This window comes from Streptosporangium sp. NPDC002524 (genome assembly GCF_040295985.1).
GTDB lineage: Bacteria > Actinomycetota > Actinomycetes > Streptosporangiales > Streptosporangiaceae > Streptosporangium.
Window position 1 is genome coordinate 33979 of sequence record NZ_JBEOWK010000043.1, and the last position, 21532, is coordinate 55510.

21 protein-coding genes are annotated in these 21532 nt (G+C 69.3%); 12 read left to right on the forward strand and 9 right to left on the reverse strand.

The window, feature by feature from the left end; all coding sequences use genetic code 11:
* Positions 1 to 38 precede the first annotated feature (38 nt).
* Entirely contained in the window at positions 39 to 617 is a 579-nt protein-coding gene (locus ABT053_RS41090; protein ID WP_350977121.1) for a YdeI/OmpD-associated family protein, read from the reverse strand.
* 64 nt (positions 618 to 681) lie between these two features.
* Entirely contained in the window at positions 682 to 1239 is a 558-nt protein-coding gene (locus ABT053_RS41095) for a CGNR zinc finger domain-containing protein (RefSeq protein WP_350977124.1), read from the reverse strand.
* A 449-nt stretch (positions 1240 to 1688) separates the two neighbouring features.
* On the opposite strand from ABT053_RS41095, the gene ABT053_RS41100 reads away from it, so the two are divergent.
* A complete protein-coding gene (locus tag ABT053_RS41100) occupies positions 1689 to 2600 on the forward strand; it encodes a TIGR01777 family oxidoreductase (RefSeq protein ID WP_350977127.1) in 912 nt (303 codons plus the stop codon).
* A 253-nt stretch (positions 2601 to 2853) separates the two neighbouring features.
* Here the strand turns inward: ABT053_RS41100 and ABT053_RS41105 are convergent, their stop codons facing one another.
* Positions 2854 to 3387 carry a pyridoxamine 5'-phosphate oxidase family protein gene (locus ABT053_RS41105; protein WP_350977130.1) on the reverse strand — a complete coding sequence of 178 codons (534 nt, stop codon included), beginning with the start codon at positions 3385 to 3387 and terminating at the stop codon, positions 2854 to 2856.
* A gap of 411 nt (positions 3388 to 3798) precedes the next feature.
* On the opposite strand from ABT053_RS41105, the gene ABT053_RS41110 reads away from it, so the two are divergent.
* On the forward strand, positions 3799 to 5706 hold the full coding sequence (locus ABT053_RS41110; protein WP_350977133.1) for an NAD(P)-binding domain-containing protein: 1908 nt from the start codon (positions 3799 to 3801) through the stop codon (positions 5704 to 5706).
* Positions 5707 to 5892: 186 nt separating this feature from the next.
* A complete protein-coding gene (locus ABT053_RS41115; protein WP_350977136.1) occupies positions 5893 to 6483 on the forward strand; it encodes a YdeI/OmpD-associated family protein in 591 nt (196 codons plus the stop codon).
* A gap of 51 nt (positions 6484 to 6534) precedes the next feature.
* Here the strand turns inward: ABT053_RS41115 and ABT053_RS41120 are convergent, their stop codons facing one another.
* Both ABT053_RS41120 and ABT053_RS41125 read right to left on the reverse strand, forming a co-directional pair.
* Positions 6535 to 6735 carry a DUF397 domain-containing protein gene (locus ABT053_RS41120; RefSeq protein ID WP_350977138.1) on the reverse strand — a complete coding sequence of 67 codons (201 nt, stop codon included), beginning with the start codon at positions 6733 to 6735 and terminating at the stop codon, positions 6535 to 6537.
* Positions 6732 to 7565 (reverse strand): helix-turn-helix domain-containing protein, encoded by an 834-nt coding sequence (locus tag ABT053_RS41125; protein ID WP_350977139.1) that lies wholly within the window; start codon positions 7563 to 7565, stop codon positions 6732 to 6734. Before ABT053_RS41125 ends, ABT053_RS41120 begins: the two co-directional genes overlap by 4 nt.
* Positions 7566 to 8421: 856 nt before the next feature.
* Between ABT053_RS41125 and ABT053_RS41130 the strand changes: the two genes are divergently transcribed.
* Both ABT053_RS41130 and ABT053_RS41135 read left to right on the forward strand, forming a co-directional pair.
* Positions 8422 to 8667 carry a hypothetical protein gene (locus ABT053_RS41130; protein WP_350977142.1) on the forward strand — a complete coding sequence of 82 codons (246 nt, stop codon included), beginning with the start codon at positions 8422 to 8424 and terminating at the stop codon, positions 8665 to 8667.
* A 91-nt stretch (positions 8668 to 8758) separates the two neighbouring features.
* The gene (locus ABT053_RS41135; protein WP_350977144.1) at positions 8759 to 9040 is read left to right on the forward strand and encodes a hypothetical protein; all 282 of its coding nucleotides are present in this window, start codon (positions 8759 to 8761) and stop codon (positions 9038 to 9040) included.
* Between the two features lie 54 nt (positions 9041 to 9094).
* Here ABT053_RS41135 and ABT053_RS41140 read toward each other — a convergent pair whose 3' ends face one another.
* Positions 9095 to 9676: a putative glycolipid-binding domain-containing protein gene (locus ABT053_RS41140; protein WP_350977146.1), complete on the reverse strand. Its 582-nt coding sequence runs from the start codon at positions 9674 to 9676 to the stop codon at positions 9095 to 9097.
* A gap of 255 nt (positions 9677 to 9931) precedes the next feature.
* Between ABT053_RS41140 and ABT053_RS41145 the strand changes: the two genes are divergently transcribed.
* Positions 9932 to 10972 (forward strand): cupin domain-containing protein, encoded by a 1041-nt coding sequence (locus tag ABT053_RS41145; RefSeq protein ID WP_350977148.1) that lies wholly within the window; start codon positions 9932 to 9934, stop codon positions 10970 to 10972.
* Between the two features lie 215 nt (positions 10973 to 11187).
* Positions 11188 to 12327, forward strand: coding sequence for an acyltransferase family protein (locus tag ABT053_RS41150; RefSeq protein ID WP_350977150.1), 1140 nt, complete (start codon positions 11188 to 11190; stop codon positions 12325 to 12327).
* Between the two features lie 19 nt (positions 12328 to 12346).
* On the opposite strand, the gene ABT053_RS41155 is transcribed toward ABT053_RS41150, so the two are convergent.
* Complete coding sequence (locus ABT053_RS41155) at positions 12347 to 12763, reverse strand: VOC family protein (protein ID WP_350977152.1); 417 nt, start codon at positions 12761 to 12763, stop codon at positions 12347 to 12349.
* Between the two features lie 59 nt (positions 12764 to 12822).
* On the opposite strand from ABT053_RS41155, the gene ABT053_RS41160 reads away from it, so the two are divergent.
* From ABT053_RS41160 to ABT053_RS41170, 3 genes are all read left to right on the forward strand, one after another.
* Positions 12823 to 13428 (forward strand): TetR/AcrR family transcriptional regulator, encoded by a 606-nt coding sequence (locus tag ABT053_RS41160; RefSeq protein ID WP_350977155.1) that lies wholly within the window; start codon positions 12823 to 12825, stop codon positions 13426 to 13428.
* A gap of 223 nt (positions 13429 to 13651) precedes the next feature.
* The gene (locus ABT053_RS41165; protein ID WP_350977158.1) at positions 13652 to 14815 is read left to right on the forward strand and encodes a sensor histidine kinase; all 1164 of its coding nucleotides are present in this window, start codon (positions 13652 to 13654) and stop codon (positions 14813 to 14815) included.
* Complete coding sequence (locus ABT053_RS41170) at positions 14812 to 15477, forward strand: response regulator (protein WP_350977160.1); 666 nt, start codon at positions 14812 to 14814, stop codon at positions 15475 to 15477. The genes ABT053_RS41165 and ABT053_RS41170 overlap by 4 nt, the downstream gene beginning before the upstream one ends.
* Here the strand turns inward: ABT053_RS41170 and secY are convergent.
* Positions 15452 to 16768 carry a preprotein translocase subunit SecY gene (gene secY, locus ABT053_RS41175; RefSeq protein WP_350977163.1) on the reverse strand — a complete coding sequence of 439 codons (1317 nt, stop codon included), beginning with the start codon at positions 16766 to 16768 and terminating at the stop codon, positions 15452 to 15454. The genes ABT053_RS41170 and secY overlap by 26 nt on opposite strands.
* Positions 16769 to 17043: 275 nt before the next feature.
* Between secY and ABT053_RS41180 the strand changes: the two genes are divergently transcribed.
* Positions 17044 to 17865: an alpha/beta fold hydrolase gene (locus tag ABT053_RS41180; RefSeq protein WP_350977166.1), complete on the forward strand. Its 822-nt coding sequence runs from the start codon at positions 17044 to 17046 to the stop codon at positions 17863 to 17865.
* 416 nt (positions 17866 to 18281) lie between these two features.
* Here the strand turns inward: ABT053_RS41180 and ABT053_RS41185 are convergent, their stop codons facing one another.
* Complete coding sequence (locus ABT053_RS41185; RefSeq protein WP_350977169.1) at positions 18282 to 20546, reverse strand: DEAD/DEAH box helicase; 2265 nt, start codon at positions 20544 to 20546, stop codon at positions 18282 to 18284.
* A 333-nt stretch (positions 20547 to 20879) separates the two neighbouring features.
* Here ABT053_RS41185 and ABT053_RS41190 point away from each other — a divergent pair, with 333 nt between their 5' ends.
* Complete coding sequence (locus ABT053_RS41190) at positions 20880 to 21380, forward strand: GNAT family N-acetyltransferase (RefSeq protein WP_350977172.1); 501 nt, start codon at positions 20880 to 20882, stop codon at positions 21378 to 21380.
* Positions 21381 to 21532: the final 152 nt, after the last annotated feature.

Here is a 21532-nt window from a genome sequence, read left to right on the forward strand (position 1 = left end):
GACGGGTCCGGCCGACGGCCGGGGGCGCGCGGGCTGACTTACTCCTGGGTCTCACTCTTCGCCAGCATTTCCAGGACTTTGTCGAGGCGGGCCTCCCTGTTCTCCGGCGTGAGCGCCTGGAGCAGCGGCAGGATCACCAGGTAACGCCCGGTCTTGTCGAGCGCCTCGAACGCCTTCCCGGCCTTGGGGTCCGCTTCGAGCGCCGCCGCGAGATCGGGAGGCACCGTCGCCGTCTTCTGCGACTCGTAGGCCACCGCCCAGCGCCCGTCCTCCTGCGCCTTGCGCACCTCGGCGAGCCCGGGCTCGCGCATCCGCCCGGCGGCCGTCAGCATCGCGACCTTGTCGACGTTCACCTGCGACCACAGGCTCTTGCGCCGGCGTGGCACGTACTTCTGCAGGTAGTACTGCTCGTCGAGGGGGAGCCGCTGCCCGGAGATCCAGCCGTAGCACAGCCCGACGTCGACGAGCTCGTCGGAGGTGACCGTCGGGATGCCGGTCTTCTTCTTGGCCAGCTTGATCCACAGGCCCTCCTGGCGCGTGTGGTTCTCGGCGAGCCAGCCCTCGAACGCCTCGGCGTCCGCGAAGGCGATGATCTCCACTCCGTCGCGCTCATCCATGTGGATCAGGCTATCTCCGCGGGAGGCCCGATGCCCCGCGAGATCCGCCGCCGGGACCCCGGGCTCAGACGTACTTCCTGGACTCGCGGTAGGCGCGCATCTTGGAGCGCGTGCCGCAGACCTTCATCGAGCACCACCGGCTCGCCCGGTTGCGGGAGCGGTCGTAGAAGACCCATTCGCAGCGGTGCTCGTGGCAGGCCTTGAGCCTGGACCAGGAGCCGTCGACGACGGACTCGGAGACGGCGGCGAGGACGGTCGCGAGCGCGCCGCGCACGTCGGTCTTCTCCGGGCGCAGGCCGAGCGCGCCGGTCTCGTCGAACCCCAGGACGAGCGGGCAGTCGCGGGCGATGTGCTCGACGGTGCCGCGGGCACCCGGGTCGGGATCACCGCCGTTGTTCTCGCGCAGGAGGGCGCGCAACGCCTCGCGCAGGGTGACGGCGTCGCGCCGGTCGAGGTCGTCGGGCTTCAGGTCCTCGAATCCGTGGCGGGTCAGCCAGCCGACGAACCCGTCGGCCGTGGCGAACTCGTCGGGCCCGAACTCCACGTTGACGCTGTTGACGAAGTCCTGCACCAGCGAGAGCCGGCCCGGGGCGGCCGCCTTGTTTCCGGGTTGTCCCTTCACCTCGCCCACTTTAACGGCAGCGAATTCCCACCGGCAGCCCGGCTTTCGCGTCAGCGTGAACGACTTCGCGAGTGAACGACTTCGCGCGTGAACGGCTCCGTACGGGAACGGCCCAGTGCGGGAACGGCCCAGTGCGGGAACGGCCCCGCGCGTGAACGACTTCGCGCGGAAACAACCTCGTACGGAAACAACCTCGTACGGAAACAACCTCGTACGGGAACGGCCCCGCGCAGGAACAGCCTCACGCGTGAACGGCCCCGTTTTCGTCTCAACGGGAAACGAACGCCGTATGAGAACGCTGCCTTTGATCGATCAGTTGACCGATCAAAGGATACGCATTTTTCGGCCGGGCTGACTCTGCGGTTTACGACCTCCCCTTCCCGCTTTCCACGGCCGGAACGCGCCATCACCTTGACGTGGGACAACGCGGGCGAAGTACTGTGGATCATATGCTGATCGTCGTCGCGGGATCGACCGGCCTCATCGGCAGAACAGTGGTCTCCCAACTCCGCGCGGCGGGTCACGAGGTGCGCAGGCTCGTCCGGCGCGCACCGGTGACGGCGGACGAGCGCGAATGGGATCCCCTCTCCGGCACGATCGCGCGAGACGCGTTCGACGACGGCGTCGACGCCGCGATCAACCTGTGCGGCGCGTCGTTTCAGGGCCGTTGGAACGCCGAGCGCAAGCGCTACATCCGCGCCAGCCGCATCGAGCCGGCCAGGACGCTGGCCGAGGCCGTCGCCAAGCACGGCGTGCCCACCCTGCTCAACGCGTCCAGCCTGAGCTTCTACGGCAACACCGGCGACGTCGTCACCGACGAGACGGCGGGAGAGGGCCCCGGCTTCCTCGCCGAGATGGTCGTCGACTGGGAGGCCGCGACCGCCGTGGCGCGCGACGCGGGCAGCCGGGTCGTGCTGCTGCGCACCGGTCTCGTGCTGTCGCCCGACGGCGGCCTGCTCAGCCTGCTCAAGCCACCGATCCAGTTCGGGCTGGGCGGGCGGCTCGGCGACGGCAGGCAGTACGTGGCGTGGATCAGCCTGCCGGACGAGATCGCCGCCATCCGCTTCCTCCTCGACAACCCGGACGTCTCGGGGCCGGTCAACCTGTGCGCGCCGGAACCCGTGACCAACGACGAGTTCACCAAGGCGCTCGGCCGGGCACTCCGCAGGCCCGTGCTCCTGCCCGTGCCGAAGGCGGTGGTCCGGGCCGTGCTCGGCGAGGCGGCCGACGAGCTGGCGCTCATCAGCCTGCGCGTGGTCCCGAGGGTGCTGTGCGACGCGGGATTCACGTTCCGGCACGCCGACTTCGGCACCGCGCTCGCCGACGTCCTGCGCCCGCGCCCCTCGCTGTCGGGCCGGTGACGAGGACGCCGTCGCGGGGCACCCACCCGCCGGCACATGGCCGACCATCGCGAGGTCGAGGTCGAGGTCGAGGTCGAGGTCGAGGGCGCCGTCGCCGGGCGACTCACGCTCCGGCACACGGCAACCACCGTCGAGACGTCACGCGCGGACGCGTGGCGGCCCACGCCCTGGGACCGACCAGACAGGCCCACGCCCTGGGACCGACCAAACAAAAGGAGGCCGGACGTCACGCGCGGACGCGTGGCGGCCGTCGTCAGGACGAGGCCGAGGTCCCGGCGAACCGGTAGCGGGTCTGCGCGGGCGGCTCCTTCCCGAACGCGAAAATCTTGACGGGCTCGATGCGGAACACGACCGCGGGATGGCCCGCGACCTGGGCGACGTTGTCGACGAGCTCCAGGCTCCAGCTGTTGTGGGCGCCGTACTTCGCGTCGAACGCCTCGACGATCCCCGGCAGGGCCTCGGGAGCGGTGATCTCGGTGGCCATGCCCTCGACGACGACGTCGAGCCCCTTGGTCCAGAGGTTGTTCCCCGTCGTCACCGCGACCTTTCCGCTGTGCTCCAGGTTGCGCATCTTCTGCTCGATCGAGGCGGTGGTGAAGTACACGGCGTCGTCGTGCCACACCGCGACCACCGGTGTCACGTGGGGGCGGCCGTCGGCGCGGACGGTGGTCAGCCAGAACAGCTCGGCCGTCTCCAGCAGGTCCAGGGTCTCCCGCCAGGAGGTGGCCTCCACTCCCGGTTCGCTGTAGCGCACTTCCAGTTCGGCCTCGGGGTAAGTCGTGGACATCGTTTCTTCCTTTCTGCCGTACGGGGGCGGACAGGGGTGATCTCGATCTCGACCTCGCGAAACCATGGTCGCGGTGACGGGAAATGATGTTCCGAGCACGAGGCTACGACCGCCGTGACGGACGGACAATGACGTTCCAATAAGCGGTGGCTCTCGTACCGATTAAGGCCGGTACCGATCCGGATTCACTACCCAGGATGAGCAGGGAGTTTCCGATTTCAATAAGAAATTCTTAACGGGCGCAATAAGGAATGCTTATAGTGCACTCGTTGTCCCTAAAGGTGTTACCAACGTAACTTAATGGCAGGTAAACGTAGTCGGATGGCACGAAGGGGAAGCAGGAGGTCCGAGACGTGCCCCCTCTCCTCCCGTCCACCGGCGTCGGAAACCGATCATGAGGAGGTAGTAATTATGGAGGACGTCTGCATTATCGGCGCGGGCTCGTCGGGGATTGCGACCTGTCAGGTTCTGCACGAGCGGGGGATCACCTTCGACTGTTATGAAGCCGGCTCCCAGGTTGGCGGCAACTGGCGATATCTCAACGACAACGGTCTTTCCTCGGGCTACCGGTCGCTGCACATCAACACCTCTCGGAAGCTCACGGAATACCGTAGTTATCCCATGCCGGACGACTATCCGGCCTATCCCACCCACTTCCAGATGGCACGCTATTTTGACGACTTCGTCGACCACTTCGGCTTTCGTGACGCGATCGTCTTCCGTACCGAGGTCACCCGTGTGGAGCCGGCCGACGGCGAGGGCTGGACCGTGACCGTGCGCCACCGCGACACCGGTGCCGAGACCAGCCGCCACTACCGGGCGGTGGTGGTGGCCAACGGCCACCACTCGGTCCCCCGCTACCCCGAGCCGCCCTTTCCCGGCGTGGACACCTTCACCGGCACCCAGACCCACTCGCACTACTACAAGGTCCCCGCGGAGTACGTGGGCAAGCGGGTGCTCGTGCTCGGCCTCGGCAACTCGGCGTCGGACATCGCGGTGGAGACCTCCGCCGTCTCCGACCGTACGTTCCTGGCCATGCGCCGCGGGGGGTACGTCTTTCCCAAGTTCATGTTCGGCAAGCCCAGCGACGACCTCATCAGCCCTTTTCTGACGAGGGTGCTGCCGCGGCAGGCGCAGCGGTGGGTCATGTCCGGCCTGCTGCGCCTGACGGTGGGCAAGGTCACCGACTACGGGCTGCCGGCGCCGGGCCACAAGCTGTTCAACTCCCACCCGACGGTCTCCGAGACCCTGCTGGCCCGCCTCGGCCACGGCGACATCACCGTCAAGCCGAACATCACCCGCTTCGACGGCGACACGGTGCACTTCACCGACGGCAGCAGCGAGGTCATCGACGCGGTCATCTACGGCACCGGCTACAAGATCAGCTTCCCTTTTCTGGACAAGAGGGTGATCGCCCCGACCGACAACGACGTCTCGCTGTTCCACCGGGTGGTCGACCCCAACCACGCCGGCCTGTACTTCGTCGGGCTCTTCCAGCCCCTCGGGGCGACCACGGTGCTGTCCGAGGCCCAGTCCCACTGGGTGGCCGACCTGCTGGAGGGCAAGGCCGCGCTGCCCCCGCCGGAGCAGATGCACCGGGAGATCGCCTGCTACAAGGCGAGGCTTTCGAAGCGCTACGTGACCTCCAAGCGCCACACCATGCAGGTGGACCACTATCCCTACCTGGCCGAGCTGGACCGCGCGCGGCGCGACGGAGCCCGGCTCGCGCTGGCGGCGTCCAAGGCCGAGGCCAAGGCCGCCGAGGACGAGCGCCCCGACGGCTACAAGCCGGAGGAGGTGTCGACCTGGATCGACGCCGACCCCCAGGTGGTGTGGGACCTCGTCAGCGACGTGAAGCGGATGGGGCAGTGGAGTCCCGAATGCCGCCGATGCGTCTGGATCGGTAGCAGGCGCGGGGTCGGGGCGCGCTTCGTCGGGGTGAACCGCCGAGGCTGGGTCGTGTGGTTCACCACCAACGAGGTCGAGGAGGCGGAGCTGGGCAGGTCCTTCGCGTTCCGCACCAGGACCAACGGCGTGCGCTGGAGCTACCGGCTGGAGCCGGAGGGCGGGGGCACCCTTCTCACCGAACGGTGGGACGTCTCCGGGCAGACCCCCGGGCAGCGCAAGCGCACCGCTTCTTTCGCCAAGCTGGCGCTCGGCGGCTACAGGGAGCACACCGAGGAGCTGCGCGACGGCATACACAAGACCCTGGAGCGCATCAAGGCCGCCGCCGAAGAGGAGGCCCGGCCTGCCGAGGTCGCGGAGGAGGTGGAGGAGGCGGAGGAGAAGGTGCCGCAGCACGCGTCTCGGGAGGCATGAAGAGGGTAACGACGGTCACCGGTGACGCACGTACAGACGAACAGACGAACAGGCGAAACGCGACACGTGACCTCGGACAAGACACGTGACCTCGGATGAGCGGCCCCGGCCGAGGCGGGGGAGCCGGTGAGACGCCGGCGTCCCCGCCTCGGCCGGGGCCGGAGGTCTCCACGCTGGAGGTATTCGATGACGGACGAGAACCTGCACTTCACCTCGGTCGACGAGTTCGACACCTGGCTGGAGGCGAACCATCAGACCACCGACGAGGTCTGGGTCGCCCTGCCGAAGAAGGGGACGGAGGTGCCCTCGGTCACCAGGTCCCAGGCCCTGGACGTCGCCCTGTGCTACGGCTGGATCGACGGCAAGGCCTTCTCGGGAAATTCGCCGGAGGGCTGGTGGGCCCAGCGCTTCTCCCCGCGCCGGGCCCGCAGCCCCTGGTCGCAGATCAATTGCGCCAAGGTCGAGAAGCTCATCGCCACCGGCCGGATGCGCCCGGCCGGGCTCGAACAGATCGAGCTGGCCAAGTCCGACGGCCGCTGGGACGCGGCCTACGCCCCGCCGAGCACCGCGGAGGTCCCCCCCGACCTGCGCGCGGCCCTCGACGCCTCCCCCACCGCGTCAGCCGCCTTCGCCGCCCTCAGCAAGAGCAACAGCTACCAGATCCTGCTCACCATCCAGAAGGCGAAGAAGCCCGAGACCAGGGAACGCAGAATCGCCGTCTACGTCGAACGCCTGGAGGCCGGAGAACCACCCCACGGACCCCGACGGAAGTCCTGACTTCACCCACCGTACGACCCGGGTCCGGTCGCGTCCGCCGTACGACCCGGATCAGAAGTCGCCGTCGCGGACGCCCGCCAGGAAGTCTCGCCAGACCTCCGGGGTGAAGGTCAGTGCGGGACCGGAGGGGTCCTTGCTGTCGCGGACGGCGACGAGCCCCGGCAGGTTCGTCGCCACCTCGACGCAGTCGTTGTTGCCACCGCTGAAGCTGGACTTGCGGAAGTCGGCGCCAAACAGGTCGGGGGAGATCATGCTTTGCTCCTCGCCGCGGCTATGAGTGCTGCGGATTCTTTAGGGGACAGGCATGCGCCGGCGAGGCGCTCGAACATCAGCATAAGGTTGCGCACCTGATCGGCCGCCTCAACGTAAACCTCGCCCGCAGGGCATTCGGCATACCCGATGTCGGGATCCTCACCATCGAAGCCGAGCACGGAGAAGGCTCCTTCCAGCCCGGTATGCGCGCCGGTCGTGAGTGGCAGGACCTGGATGGTGATGTTCGGCCAGTCCATGACCTGGAGAATGTCACCGAGCTGGTCGGTCATGATCTCGGGCGCACCGACAGGCCGCCTCAAGGCTCCCTCATCCATGAGGACGTGCAGTGTCGGCGCCTTGGATCCAAGAAGGTTGATCTTCCGTGCCATACGAGCGTCCACGCGCCGGTCCAGTTCGGCCTTGGTCAGATCAGGCCATGCGGCGCTGATGATCTCGCGGGCATAGTCCTGGCTCTGGAGCAGACCCGGAACCAGAAGCGGTTCCCACTTACGGATGATGGTCGCCTCTGCCTCGAACTCCACATAGCTGCCGGTGAACACGTCTGAGTAGGCCGTCCACCAGCCGCGCCGGGTCACCTCACGAGCGAGCTGCACCACGGCTTCGGTAGTGGTTTGATCCATGCAGTACAGATGGCAGATGGCCGCCACGTCCTCGGGCGCCGGAGCGATCTTGCCGGTCTCGAAGCGATTGAGCTTCGATCTGGACCAGCCGAGTTGTTCGGCGGCAGCCTCCGTTGTCAGCCCAGTGGTCGCACGGAGAGTGCGCAGTTCACGCGACAGGCGACGTAGGCGAACTGTGGAGTACTTCATGCGGACAGTCTGCCGCATCTCGATCGCCTTCCCTGGACCGTTCAGCCAATGTGTGAGATGGGATTGTCGTCGTGAGATTCTCACGTCATTATGAGTTGTGTCACGCTCACTTGGGAAGTTCAAAATGTCTGATAAGTGAAGTCGTGAGCAGCGTTACCGCAAGTGACTCCGACAAAAGCAACGGGCTCGTCAGCGGTGTGGGCCACCGCCGACGAGCCCTTGATCAGGAAGTGAGTCCTGACCCATGACCGAACCTAATGCCTTGCTCCTCGACCGGCCGACTGCGGGGAAAATAATCGACGACTGCGGCTGCTTCGCCGACAGCCCGCCGATGCCGATGGGCTGTGCCCTCTGCGGGCACGCGCCCTACGCGCACGGCTGCCCAGGTCACTTCGCCGATCACGAGTACGCGCAGCCGTCGGGCGAGCTGATCGCCACGCGCCTGGAGACTCGGCGTCGTACCGGGCCGGGTCACCTTCCCGGTTTCGAGCCGCCCGTCGCTGTGGCTCCCGCCGAGGTGATCCCGCTGGTGCCCGCCCAGCGGCGTGCCGAGCCGACCCTTGTTCCCGACATGCCGACACCGCTGCCCCGGCGGATGCCTCGGCCTTCCCGGCCTCGGGGATCGCGGCCCGCTGCCCTCGCACCGCCCCGGCGCGACGACCGCCGACGTCCCGCTTCCAGTGGTGCGCGCCCGGTCACCTGCCGTCCTGGCGAGGTCAATGCCACACCGCCGACGCCCCGGCCGCCCGAGCCGTACGGCGCGGACCAGATTCTTCTTCCCCACCTCATAAGGCGGACCCGTCCGACGCTGCACACGTCCGGACGGGTCCCAGAGCGGACTGCGGAGGTCCGATCCATGGAAGATGTTAGATCTACAACGCCCAAACCGGTCATTCCCGGGTGGCGGGTGATTCTCAGCGACAGGGGACGGCTGTGGGCCTCCCGCGTCCTGCCGTTCACCGACGCAGAGTCGGACGCGGGCGCGGATCGTACGGTCGACGCCGACACCCTCGACGATCTGCGGGCCGAGGTCGATCGGCACGAAGCCATCGCACGTGAGGCGGCCGGGCGGTCGACGCGGGTGACGCGGGTGACGCCGTGATCGGGTGTCGATCCCACGCCTTCGGGCAGTGCCGCGAAAACCTGCACCCCGTCCACCGCCGCCCATCTCATCCGTACCGGAGCGTGCCGGGATGATCGCCATGAGAGCGGCCGAGATCGCCGTCATCGTGAGTGCACCCGAGGAGCGTCAGCGCGCCGCGCTTGAGCAGACCTTCCCCGAGTGGCACATTGTCCACGACCCTCACCTGCGCCGCTGGACCGCCCTTCGGCGTCGGCCGCTCACCGACCGGGAGGTGAAGGCGGGCATCAGATGCATGCTCATTCGAGCCTCACCTGAGCGACTGGTCACGGTACTGGTCCGCCAGGTGCAGATTTCGCTCGGCCTGAGCGCGGGTCACCCGCCTGGCGGCTGAAACGGCACGGCGGCCCGAGATCGCCCTCCTCCCGGGCCGCCACGCGTGGGGAGGTCACGCCGCGCGTACGGCGATCTCGGGATAGTCGAGCACGAGACCCGACTCGTCGTAGACCAGGCGGCACGCGAAGTCGAAGACCGGGGCGCTGTAGTCGTAGCGCTGCCGCGAGCCCTCGTCGGCGACGCGGACGTAGTCCTGCTCAAGTCGTTCGACGGAGAGATCGGTGGCGCGTACGTAGGCGGCGGGGGCGGCCGACCTCTCGCCCACGCGCAGGCCCATCCGATGCGCGGGGAAGGCGTTGGTCATCGCCGAGGACTCCAGGTCGACGTCCAGGCAACCGTCCAGGTGAGGAGCGGGTGTGCCGTCGACGCGCCAGTGGCCGGAGCCGTCGGCCTCCAGCAGGGTGTGCCGGGTCCCCGAGGCCGAGCGCCCCGTGATCCGCGCGCTTCGCGTGGTCCAGGAGGCGTCCAGTTCGATGACGTAGCCGACGATCCAGGTCTCGCCCTCCTCGACCGCCGTCGTGCATCCCTCGATGCGAAGGCCGTCGTCCGAAGGCCGGAAGTAGGTCACCTCGAACCCGTCCCGCGCGTCGAGATGCCGCCAGGCGGCGGTTCTTGGCGGTGTTGTGAAAGTCATGGCCCGATTCTCTTTTCCGAGGCGGGCACGCGCGCGGTCGTACGAGTCACTCGCCGGTTCTCGGCGTACCCGTCGAAAGTCATATGTGCGTGATGTCGGCGACACGCCGCGACAGGACCCGCCGCAGCGGGCTTCTGCTGCTTAACCTGCGGAAACAGGCGTACACCACCGGCAGATCCAGGCTGTGAAGGCGGCGTGCGTTCTTCGATCGCGATCGTGTGGGCCGCGACAGCGAAGGGCAACGAAGGGGACGTCATGAGCAGCACCTCACGCCACGTCACATCCCTGGCGAACGCGTCGCCCGCGTTCGAGAGTGAGCTCGGGTCGGTGACCCTGGTCGACGCCACCGCCCTGCCGATCCTCAGCGGGCTCTCGATCAAGCACGTGGCGCTCGAACCCGGGGCGATCCGGGAGCCGCAGTGGAACGTCAACGCCAACCAGATCGGCTACTGCCTTTCCGGCACGGTCCTGGTGTCGATCCTGGGGAACGCCGACGTCTTCTCCTCGTTCGTCGTCGCCGCAGGTCAGATGTACCACGTCGAGTCGGGCGCGGTTTACCACCTGGAGAACGTCGGCGACGACCGCGCCGAGTTCATTCTGGCGCTGCGTGACGAACGGCCCCAGCACTTCTCGCTGCGCGACAGTTTCAGTGCCATGACCGACGCGGTGCTCGGGAACACCTACGACCTGCCCGCCTCGGCGTTCGCCGCCTTCGATCGGGCCCCTGCCCAGCAGATCGTCCGCCGCGCCGGGGCCGCCGACGTCCCGTCCACGGCCGGGCTGCCCAACGCCCACCTGTTCGACGTCGAGGGCCAGCACCCGCCGCTGTCGTACGCCTACGGCGACGCCCGCCTCGCGCGCAAGCATTACTGGGCCGCGCTGGAGGACATCTCCATGTACTCCCTGCGCGTCAAGGAGAGCGGGATGCGCGAACCGCACTGGCATCCCGTCACCGGCGAGATGGGGTACGTCGAGAAGGGGCACGCCCGCATGCGGGTGCTGGACCCCGACGGCACCCTCGACGAGTATCTGCTCGGCCCCGGTGACGTCTACTTCGTGCCACGCGCCTTCCCGCACCACATCGAGGTCGTCGGGGAGGACGACATCCACTTCCTCATCTTCTTCGACCAGGCCATGCCCGCCGACATCGGCTACCGGGCCACCGCGTCGGCGTTCTCCCGTGAGGTCCTCGCCGCGAGCTTCGGCATGTCCGAGCGCGACCTCCCCCGGTTCCCCTTCACTCCGGTCGACCCGCTCTTCGTCGCCAGGGCCAATCCCTCCGACCCGGTTCGCTGAGGACGCCGCCCGGCCGGTCCTTTCCCCGGTTCCGGTGATGGGGGTCAGGGGCCCGGGGTTCCGGTGACGGGTGGGTTCGGTGGCGGGGCCAGGGTTCCCGGGTTCCCGGGGTCCCGGGGTCCCGGGGTCCTGGGTTCCGGTGACGTCGCGGGCCGGGTGATGTCGCGGGCCGGGTGATGTCCGGGAAACGATGACCATCGCCTAAAGTCGGGCGAATGGCCCCGATCCCCTCGCGGCTGGCCTGGTTGGACGCCCTGCGCGGACCCGCCGCGCTCGCCGTCGCGCTGCACCACTCCGGCTGGACCTTCGTCCCGGACCTCTGGGCCGAGGTGGACGGCAGGATCGACGTCGGCACCTGGGGCGTCTTCGTGTTCTTCCTGGTCAGCGGCTATATCATCCCCGCCTCCCTGGAGCGGCGCGGTGACCTGCGGGCCTTCTGGATCGGCCGCGCCTTCCGGCTCCTCCCCCTCCTGCTCGCCGCGCTCGGCCTCGCGCTCCTTCTCGCGTACGCGGGAGCGTTCGCCCTCCACCCGGGCCTGAGCGTGCGGCCCCTGCCCCTGGTCGTCCTGGGGAACGTGACGATGCTGCAGGAGTTGCTCGGTGTTCCCGCCGTCATCGACGTGATGTGGACGCTCTCGTACGAGCTGGCGTTCTATCTGATGGCGGTCGGGCTGTTCGCCACGGGGCGGGCGCACCGGTCGGCCGCGGCCGCGATCGTCCTGGCGCTGTCGGCCGTACTCCTGGGCCTCCTGCTGCCGGGGCCGGTCATCGGTGGCCGCGCGGACCTGGTCGCGGCGCTGCTCGGGGTCGCGGTGGTCGCGGTCGTCGTGGTGTCGGCGCGCGCGGGAGGCGGGACGCGTACGGCCGCCGCGGTGGCGGGCGGGCTCCTCGGGCTCGCGCTGGTGGTCCTGGGCAGCCGGATCGGCGCCTGGCAGGGCCTGATCATCCTGGCCATGATGTTCGCCGGTACGGCCGTGTACCGCGCCGAGCAGGGGACCATCCGGTGGCGTACCGCCGTCGCCGCCGTGCTGACGGTCCTGGCCTGCGGGGTCCTCGCCAAGGACGACCCCGGCTGGGCTCCGGCGATCCTGCTGGCCGCGGGTTTCTTCGCGGCCGGGTTCGCGCTGCGGCGCAGGTCGTTCCCCCGGTGGCTCGCCCACCTCGGGGTGATCAGCTTCTCCCTCTATCTGCTGCACCCGCTCCTGCTGCGGATCAGCCCGAACCTCCCGCTGTTCTTCCTCGCCCTGGTGCCGCTCTGCTATCTGACCCACCGCCTGCTCGAGGCCCCCGCGCAACGTCTCGGCAGGCGGCTGGCCAGGTCTCCGGTGAGGGAGTCCGCGCCGGGCGGATCCTAGGACCCGCCCTGCCGCCCGGTCAGGGGGCGGCGTACTGGTCCGCGTAGGCCGCGGACGGCTGGGTCGGGGTGATCACGTCGACGAGCACGCCGTCGGGCGCGGCGACGATGAAGTGCCGCTGCCCGAACTCCTCGGTGCGCAGTGTCAGCTCGACCGGCAGGCCCGCTCCCCGTACGAGCCTGTCGTGCTCGGCGTCGACGTCGGCCACCTCGAAGTTGAGGATCAGCCCCCGCACCGCCGAACGGTATTTCTCCGGCACCGTCGGATGGCCGCTGTCGACGAGCGCCAGCTCGTAGTGCGGCGGCTCCGGCCGTCTCAGGCTCACGTACCAGTCCGCCTCGAACGTCGTCTCGAAGCCGAAGAACCGCCGGTAGAAGTCGTGGGACTCGGCGATCCGATCGGTGCAGACGACCGGGTAGAAGCTCGTGAGGGTCATGCCCTCTCCCTTCGGCCAATTCACATACCGTCGGTATGTGAAGCTAACATACCATCGGTATGCCAACAAGGGAGGCCGCGGTGGACCGGGCACGGCAACGGCTGGAGACCAGGCGGGCCCTGGTGACCGAGGCCAGGACGCTGTTCGCGCGGCACGGGTACGCCGCGGTGAGCCTGGCGCAGATCGTCGGGGCGGCGGCCGTCACGAAGGGCGCGCTCTACCACCACTTCGAGAGCAAGGCCGCCCTCTTCCACGTGGTCGTCGAGCAGGTGCAGCAGGAGGTCGGCGAGCGGGTCGCGGCGGCGGCGGACGCGCACGACGACCCGTGGGAGCAGCTGGTCGCGGGATGCCGGGCCTTCCTCGCGGTGAGCCGCGACCCCGACGTGCAGCGGATCATGCTCGTTGACGGCCCCGCCGTGCTCGGCTGGAACGAGTGGCGGGCCATGGACGAGGCGTCCTCGGCGCGGCACCTCACCGAGGCGCTCACCACGCTGGTCGAGGCGGGGATCGTCGCGCGCCGGCCCGTGGAGCCGCTCGCCCACCTCCTGTCCGGCGCGATGAACGAGGCGGCCCTGTGGCTGGCCCGCTCCACGAACCCCGACGACCTTCCCGCGGTCACCGAGGCGCTGTCACGCATCCTGGAATCCCTGCGCGACCGCCCGTAGGCGCGACCGGGGCGTTCCGTGGGTTCGGGGCGCTCCCCGCGCTTCTTCGTGCTTCCCCGTGCCTCCTTGTGCTTCCTCGTGCTTCCTCGTGCCTCCCGGGTTCCTCGGGTTCTTCGGGTTCGAAGGTTCCGGGGGTTCGGGGATCCCGGGGTTTCCGGGCTCGGGCGGGGGCGCCGCGCACTGGCTAGGATCGGTGCACACGAGTCTGTTCTGATGGGGGACGGTGACCGAGTCCAGGCATCCGGACGGCCGTCCGCGCGACTCCATCGCGGCGGCCGCGATGGCGCTTTCCCGCCTGGGACGCCTGGGCCGCCTGCGTGACCTGCCGGTCATCCTCATGCTGGCGTGGGTGGGCTGGCTCGCCATCCCGTGGCCGTCCAGCGGTCTCGTCCACGCTCGCAGCGCGACCACCCAGCCCCAGGACGGGCACGCGGGTGCCACGGTCTCGGGCGCCGGTCTTCCCCCTGCTCCCCCGGTCTCCACGGCGCGGGTCTTTGGCGCGGAGCTTTCGGGCGGCGGGGTCTCGGGTACGGACGTCCCGGCGAGCTGGGGTCTGAACGCGGCACCGGTCCGTCCCGCGCTGCTCGTGAAGCCGGGCAAGCCAGCCAAGCTGGATAAGACAGCTGAGCCGAACAAGGCGGATAAGTCTGGCGAGCCGGATACGTCGAGCGAGGCGGGCACGTCGAGTGAGTCGGCGCGGGAGCTGATCGCTCTGGAGCGGGCGCGCATCGCGGGGGAGGTGCACGACGTCGCGGGGCACGGCCTCGCGACCATCGCCATGCAGGCCGGGATCGCCCTGCTCGTGTTCGACGAGCGGCCCGACCAGGTCCGCGAGTCACTGGAGGCGATCCGCTCGACCAGCGTGCTGGCGCTCGACCAGCTCCGCTCCGCGCTCGACCTCATCGCCCCCGAGACCGGCCCCGAGATCGAGACCGCCCCCGAGCCCGAGACTGACCCCGAGACCGGCCCTGAGATCGAGAACGAGAACGACCCCGGGGTCGCCCCCGAGTCCCTCGCCGACCACGACCTGCCCCGGCTGATCGACGGGGTGCGCGCGGCGGGGGTGCCCGTCGACGTCGAACCGGCCGCGCCGGATGTTCCCGCGCATCTCGAAGGCGTGGTCTACCGCGTCGTACGCGAGTCGCTGACCAACGTCCTGCGTCACGCCGGTCCGACCAGGGCGCTGGTGCGCGTCACCGGAGACCCGCACGCGTTCGTCCTGGAGGTCGCCGACAGGGGGAGCGGTCCTCCGGCGACGGCCGCCGAGGGGCGCGGGCTGGCCGGGATGCGGGTACGGGTGGCGGAGGCGGGTGGCACCTTCGGCGCGGGCCCCCGCGAGGGCGGCGGGTTCCGCGTCGTGGCGCGTTTCCCCCTGGAGACCGTGTGACGTCTCCGGCGGGTCCGATCCGGGTGGCGCTCGCCGACGACCAGGCCGTCGTACGCATGGGGCTGCGGGCGCTCATCGACCGCGAGCCCGATCTGGAGTTCGCCGGTGAGGCCGCCGACGGTGTCGCGGCGCTGAGGCTGCTGCGCGAGACCCGCCCCGACGTCCTGCTGCTCGACATCCGCATGCCCGGCATGGACGGTATCGACACGCTGCGGGCCATCGCCGCCGATCCCGCGCTCCACGCCACCCGGGTGGTCGTCGTCACCACCTTCGAGGTCGACCGGTACGTCTTCGCCGCGCTCCAGGCCGGGGCCAGCGGGTTCGTCCTCAAGGACAGCGCTCCCGAGGAGCTCACCCGCGCGATCAGGGTCGTCGCCTCGGGCGAGGCCCTGCTCTCCCCGTCCGTCACCAGGAAGGTGATCGGGCTGTTCGGCCGCCACGACGTCACCCCGGTGGAGGGCCTCGACACCCTCACCCCCAGGGAACGGGAGATGGTCGCCTGGGTGGCCACCGGCAGGTCGAACGACGAGATCGCCGCGGAGCTGGTCATCAGCCCCGACACGGTCCGCACCCACGTCAGCCGCGCCATGGTGAAGCTGCACGCCCGCGACCGGGCCCAGCTGGTCGTCTTCGCGCTCAGGTCCGGGGTGACGATCCCCTGAGGAAGCCCCTGTAGTCACGCTGGTCCAGCTGCGCCTCGATCTGCTTCACCGTGTCGAGCCCCACCCCGACCATGATGAGGACGCTCGTCCCGCCGAACGGGAAGTTCTGCTGGGTCGCCGGGTCGCGCAGCAGCATGAACGCGATGATCGGGATGAGCGACAGGGTGGCGAGGTAGGCCGCTCCCGGTGCCGTCAGCCGCGAGAGCACGAACCGCAGATACTCCGCGGTGGGCCGTCCCGGCCGGATGCCGGGGACGAACCCGTTGAACCGCCGCATGTTGTCGGCCACCTCGTCCGGGTCGAAGGTGATCGACACGTAGAAGTAGGTGAAGGCCACGATCAGCAGGAGGTACGCCGTGATGTAGACCGGATGGTCGCCCGAGACGAGATAGCGCGCGATCCACGCGGACACCGGCCCGGTGCCGCCCGTCAGCTGCATCGCCAGCTGCGGCAGGAAGAGCAGGGAGGAGGTGAAGATGACGGGGACGATCCCGGCCTGGTTGACCTTCAGGGGGAGGTAGGTCGAGGTTCCGCCGTACATCCTGCGCCCGACCATCCGCTTGGCGTACTGCACCGGGATCCGTCGCTGCGCCTGTTCGACGAACACGACCGCGGCCACCAGGAAGACGCCCGAGACCAGCATCGTCGCCAGGGCGAACGGGCTGAGCCGGAAGATGTTCGACATGTAGGAGGGGAACACCGCGATCACCTGGGTGAAGATCAGGATGGACATGCCGTTCCCGATCCCCCGGTCGGTGATCAGCTCCCCCAGCCACATCACCACGCACGTCCCGGCCACCAGGGTGACCACGACCACCACGATCGTCATGAGGCTCTGGTCGTACAGCACCCGCCGGTCGCAGTTGGGGAAGATCTGGCCCGCGCGGGCCATCGCCACGACGGTGGTGGCGTTGAGGACGGCCAGTGCCACCGTCAGGTACCTCGTGTACTGCGTGATCTTCGCCTGCCCCTGCCGCCCCTCCTTCCTGAGCGCCTCCAGGCGCGGGATCATCACGGTGAGCAGCTGGACCACGATCCCCGCGGTGATGTACGGCATGATCCCGAGGGCGAACACCGACAGCTTCAGCATCGCCCCGCCGCTGAACAGCTGCAGCATGTCGACCAGCCCGCCGCGGGTCCCCCCGTTCAGGCACTCCCGCACCGCGGCCACGTTCACGCCGGGCGCGGGCAGTATCTGCCCGAACCTGAACAGCGTGATCATCGCCAGCGTGAAGAGCAGTTTCCGGCGGAGGTCGGGCACGCGGAAGGCACGGATGAGCATGGTGGGCATGCGCAGAGTCTGGGCGCGCGGGCGTGACGCGACATCCGCTCATCCGAGGCTTCGGCGTACGCGAATCCGCGTACCTCCCGGGCGCCCGGCTCCGCGTGAGACCCTCGCGACTCCGGGTGAAAGTCTCGAACGCTGCCAAATCCCCTCATAAGGCCATGGTTTCGTCAACGCAGTATGAAGTTCGTGCGATGCGGTCGTCTGCCCGGTGGTGGGTGTCACCCGCTGACCTAACGTCGGGGTATGTCCAGCTCACACACCACCTGGGGGAAATGACAATGGCCTTCGTCACCACCGCCGACGGTACCGAGATCTTCTACAAGGACTGGGGCGGCGGGCAGCCGGTCGTCTTCAGCCACGGCTGGCCGCTCAACGCCGACGCCTGGGACGACCAGATGAAGCTGGTCACGGACAACGGCTTCCGGGCCGTCGCGCACGACCGCCGGGGGCACGGCCGTTCCGGCCAGCCCTGGAACGGCAACGACATGGACACCTACGCCGACGACCTGGCCCGGCTGATCGAGACCCTCGACCTGCGTGACGTGATCCTGGTCGGTCACTCCACCGGCGGTGGCGAGGTGACCCGCTACATCGGCCGGCACGGCACCTCCCGCGTCGCCAAGGCCGTCCTGCTGGGCGCGGTCCCGCCGATCATGCTGAGGACCGACGCCAATCCCGAGGGCCTGCCGATCGACGTGTTCGACGGCATCCGCGCGGGGGTCGAGGGCGACCGCTCGCAGTTCTACAAGGACCTCAGCATGCCCTTCTACGGCTTCAACCGGCCCGGCGCGGAGGTGTCGGAGGGCGCGAGGGAGACCTTCTGGCTGTGGAGCATGCAGGTGGGCCTCAAGGGGGCGTACGACTGCGTCAAGGCCTTCTCCGAGACCGACTTCACCGAGGACCTCCGGCGCTTCGACGTCCCGACCCTCATCGCGCACGGCGACGCCGACCAGATCGTGCCCATCGGGGCCTCCGGCCTGAAGTCGGCCGAGCTGGTCAAGGACGCCACCCTGAAGGTCTACCCGGGCAGGCCGCATGGTCTGGTGGGCGCCTACAGGGACGAGTTCAACGCGGACCTGCTGGCTTTCGTCAGTTCCTGAGACGGTTCGAGGTCTGGGACGGTTCGAGGTCGAGGCCGGTTCGACACCTGCGACGGTTCGACGTCTGGGGCGGTTCGACGTCTGGGGCGGTTCGACACCTGCGACGGTTCGACACCTGGGACGGTTCGCCCCAAGATGGTTCGACCCTGGGACGGTTCGACGTCCCGGGTGAGATCGTCACCGTCCTGGACGGGGGCGGTGCCTGCCTCGTCGCGATCGCGGATGTTCGAGGCAGAAATCGTTTGGAAACGCACGATTCCTGTTTCGTACCGTACGGTTCTCTTTCGTGCCGCGAGGGCCGGGCCGTTCCGGTGTCGGGCGGGGAAACGTCCCCCTAAAAGGTCAGGGGAACGAGCCCCTTCGAGGTCAGGCATGAGAACGAGCCCCTCAAGGTCATGACAGGGGAACGATCCCTCTCAAGCGCGCGTCGGCCGTGACGTCGCGAGGCGCCGCTGTTCCTCCTCGACGATCTGGCGGGCCAGGGACTGTTCGGAGATGTCGACCGCGTCGGGGGTGGACTCGGCCAGGTCGCTGCGGCGGGCGTAGGTGTCGAAGAGCCCGACCTTGCCGCGCAGGATGTCGAGCATGCGCTGGTCGACGCTGTCGGCCGTCAGGATGCGGTGCACCTGGACCTTGCGGACCTGTCCCATGCGGTGGGCGCGGGCCACGGCCTGGCTCTCCATGGTCGGTTTGACCTGGGGCTCGCAGATGATCACCACGGAGGCGGCCTGCAGGTTGACGCCGATCCCACCGGCCTGGATCTGGCTGAGCAGCACGGCGTGGCCGGGGGCCGCCGTGAACTCGTCGATGACCTGCTGGCGGCGCGCGGTGCCGAGGTCGCCCGAGATCGGCCCGTGGACCCGGCCGCCGGGGTCACCCGGGTGACCGGGCTCGCCGGTGCCCCCGAGAGCCCTGTGGACGGCGGTCATCACGTCGCGGAAGTAGGAGAAGACCACGACCTTGAGGTCGTTGCCCGCCGCCTCGTCGACGAGTTCCAGCAGCCGCTGGAGCTTGGCCGACGTCTCCGGAACGGCGTAGGCGGCGCGGCGCATCGCCATGAAGTTCCCGCTCGCCACGGCCTTCCGGTAGGCGGCGAGGTCCGCCGCGCTGAACTCCTCCCACTCGTCCACGTGGACGAGGTCGGGCAGCTCGGTGAGCACGTCCTCCTGGTTGCGGCGCAGGTAGACCGGCGCCACGGCCCTGCGGAAGGACTGCGCTCTCGCGGCCCCCGCCCCCGCTCCGACCCCCGCCACCGTCGCCGGCGCCGCCGTGTCGCCGTTCCGGATGCCCGGGAGCAGGTCGGGCCTGAGGTAGCCGATCAGGTTGCGGAACTCCTCGACGCGGTTCTCCATCGGGGTCCCGGTCATGAAGAGCACCCGGTCGGTACGGCCGCACCACCGGGCGACGGCCTGGGAACGCCGGGCGGCCGGGTTCTTGACGTAGTGCGCCTCGTCGACCACGAGCATCCCGAGCGTGACGTCGCCGGGGATCTCCAGCCGGTGCAGGGTGTCGATGGTGGTCACGGCGACGCCGCCGGTGCGGATCCACTCCGCCAGGGCCGCGCCCCGGTCGCCGCCGCGCAGGGAGTACGCGCGCAGCGTGCTGCGGGTCTCGACCTCGCGTACCCAGTTGATCTGGACGCTGGCCGGGCAGGCCACCAGGAAGTGCCTCTCGCCGCGCGCCCACAGGTGCGCGAGCGCGGCGATGGCCTCGACGGTCTTGCCCAGGCCCATCTCGTCACCCAGGATCACCCGGCGCTGGGCGAGGGCGAAACGGGCGCCGAACGACTGGTAGCCGCGCAGGGAGACCCGGCGGTGGGTGTCGTCGAGGTCCTGGGCCTTGACCCGCGAGGAGATGTCGTCGGGCAGGAAGCCCTCGGAGGCGACGCGGTCGGGTTCGGTGGCCGCGATCTCGGCGAGCAGGTTGTAGTACTCGGACGCGCGGAGCTCGAAGTCGACCCACGCCTCGATGCCGGAGACCGGCGGGCGCAGCAGGTCCACGGAGGCCTGGCCGAAGAGCAGCGCCGTGCCGGACGCGTTCGCCTCCTCGATCACGTCCTCGATCCGCGTGACGGCCTCCTGCGCGCGGCGGCGGCCTCTCTGGCCCGCGAGCAGCATCCGCAACCACCCGCGCGCGGGTTGCGCGGCGGGCAGGAGCGAGGCCAGCCGCTCCTCGATCCTGCGCGCGGCGCCGCTCGCGCGCGGCAGGTCGGGGCCGGCGTTCACCAGCCGGTTCAGCGCGACCAGCAGGGCCGTGGTCTCGTCGTCCTGCCGGTCGACGTCGATCCGCAGCGCCACCGTCTCCTCCACCGCCGTGGCGATCTGCCCGGCGGCGGCGTGCGCCTGCCTCGCGTTCCACACCCCGACGCCGGGGAGCAGCTGGAGCTCGTACGGCGTGCTGTCCAGGATGTCGAGGATCGTCTTGTATCCGGCCTGTTCGAGGGCCTTGATCCGCAGGCGCCCCACGGTGACGTCCTTCAGGCGCGTCAGGGGGATCGAGCCCAGCTCCTCGCGTGCCAGGCGCGTGCGTACGGAGGACAGCGCCCGCCGGGCCTCGGAGCGCGCCCGCGTGTCGTCGGCGAGCAGCGTGCGCGCGTGGGACCGGAGGCGGCCCGCCCGCTGGAAGAGGGCCCTGACCTGCCTGGGGGTGGATGCCGGGTCTTCTCGCTCGACGTCGCCCAAGCTCTCGCCCCTCCCGTCATGGCCCGATCTCGTCACGGCCCGATCGCGGTAGTTCACCGTCGCCAACCACCCGGCCGGTTGTCAACGACCGGCCGGACCGGACACGGCATCACAACCCTGTGCCCGGTAACGGGCCGTTCATGGGTTCCGGGGAGGAACCGATGAACGGCCCGGCCCCGCCCTCCCCTCCGGCCGGGGACCGATTGTCGGTGCGTTCTGGCAGAATCCGCGTGCTTCCGAACACGAGCGGCCGAAGGTGGAGTGAGAGAGATGCCGGAGCGATCAGAGCCGTCAGAGCCTTCAGAGCTGCCAGGACGGGGGAACTCGCCGCTGGTGCGGCTCGATCCGTGGGCGGAGACCGATCTCGGCCTGCTGCGTCGCGTCAACGCGCCGGAGATGACCGAACACCTGGGAGGCCCGGAGACCGAGGAGAAGATCCTCGACCGGCACCGGAGGTATGTCGACATCGCCGGGAAGGGGACCGGCCACATGTTCAGCGTCGTCCTGCTCCCCGGGCTCCAGCAGGTGGGCACCATCGGCTACTGGGAACGCGACTGGCGGGACGAGACCGTGTACGAGACCGGCTGGGGCGTCCTGCCGGAGTTTCAGGGCCGGGGCATAGCGGTCGCGGCGGCCCTCGACGTCATCGCCAGGGCGAGGGCGGAGCGCAGGCACCGCTACCTCCACGCGTACCCCTCCGTCGACCACCCCGCGTCGAACGCGATCTGCCGCAAGGCCGGGTTCCGGTTCGTCGCCGAGTGCGACTTCGAGTATCCGCCGGGCAACCCCATCCGGTGCAACGACTGGCGCGTGGATCTCACCGAGAATCCGTAATAGTGCACGTTGGGGGGTGAGTGTGCATTCCTGCGCAGAAGGATGGGTTGGCGGTTCCTAGTGTGCGTGGTGTCCGAACGGCAACACCCCTCCACCACCGCACAGGAGCATCACGATGAGCACGACGCGCACCCTCCTCGCCGGAGCCGCCC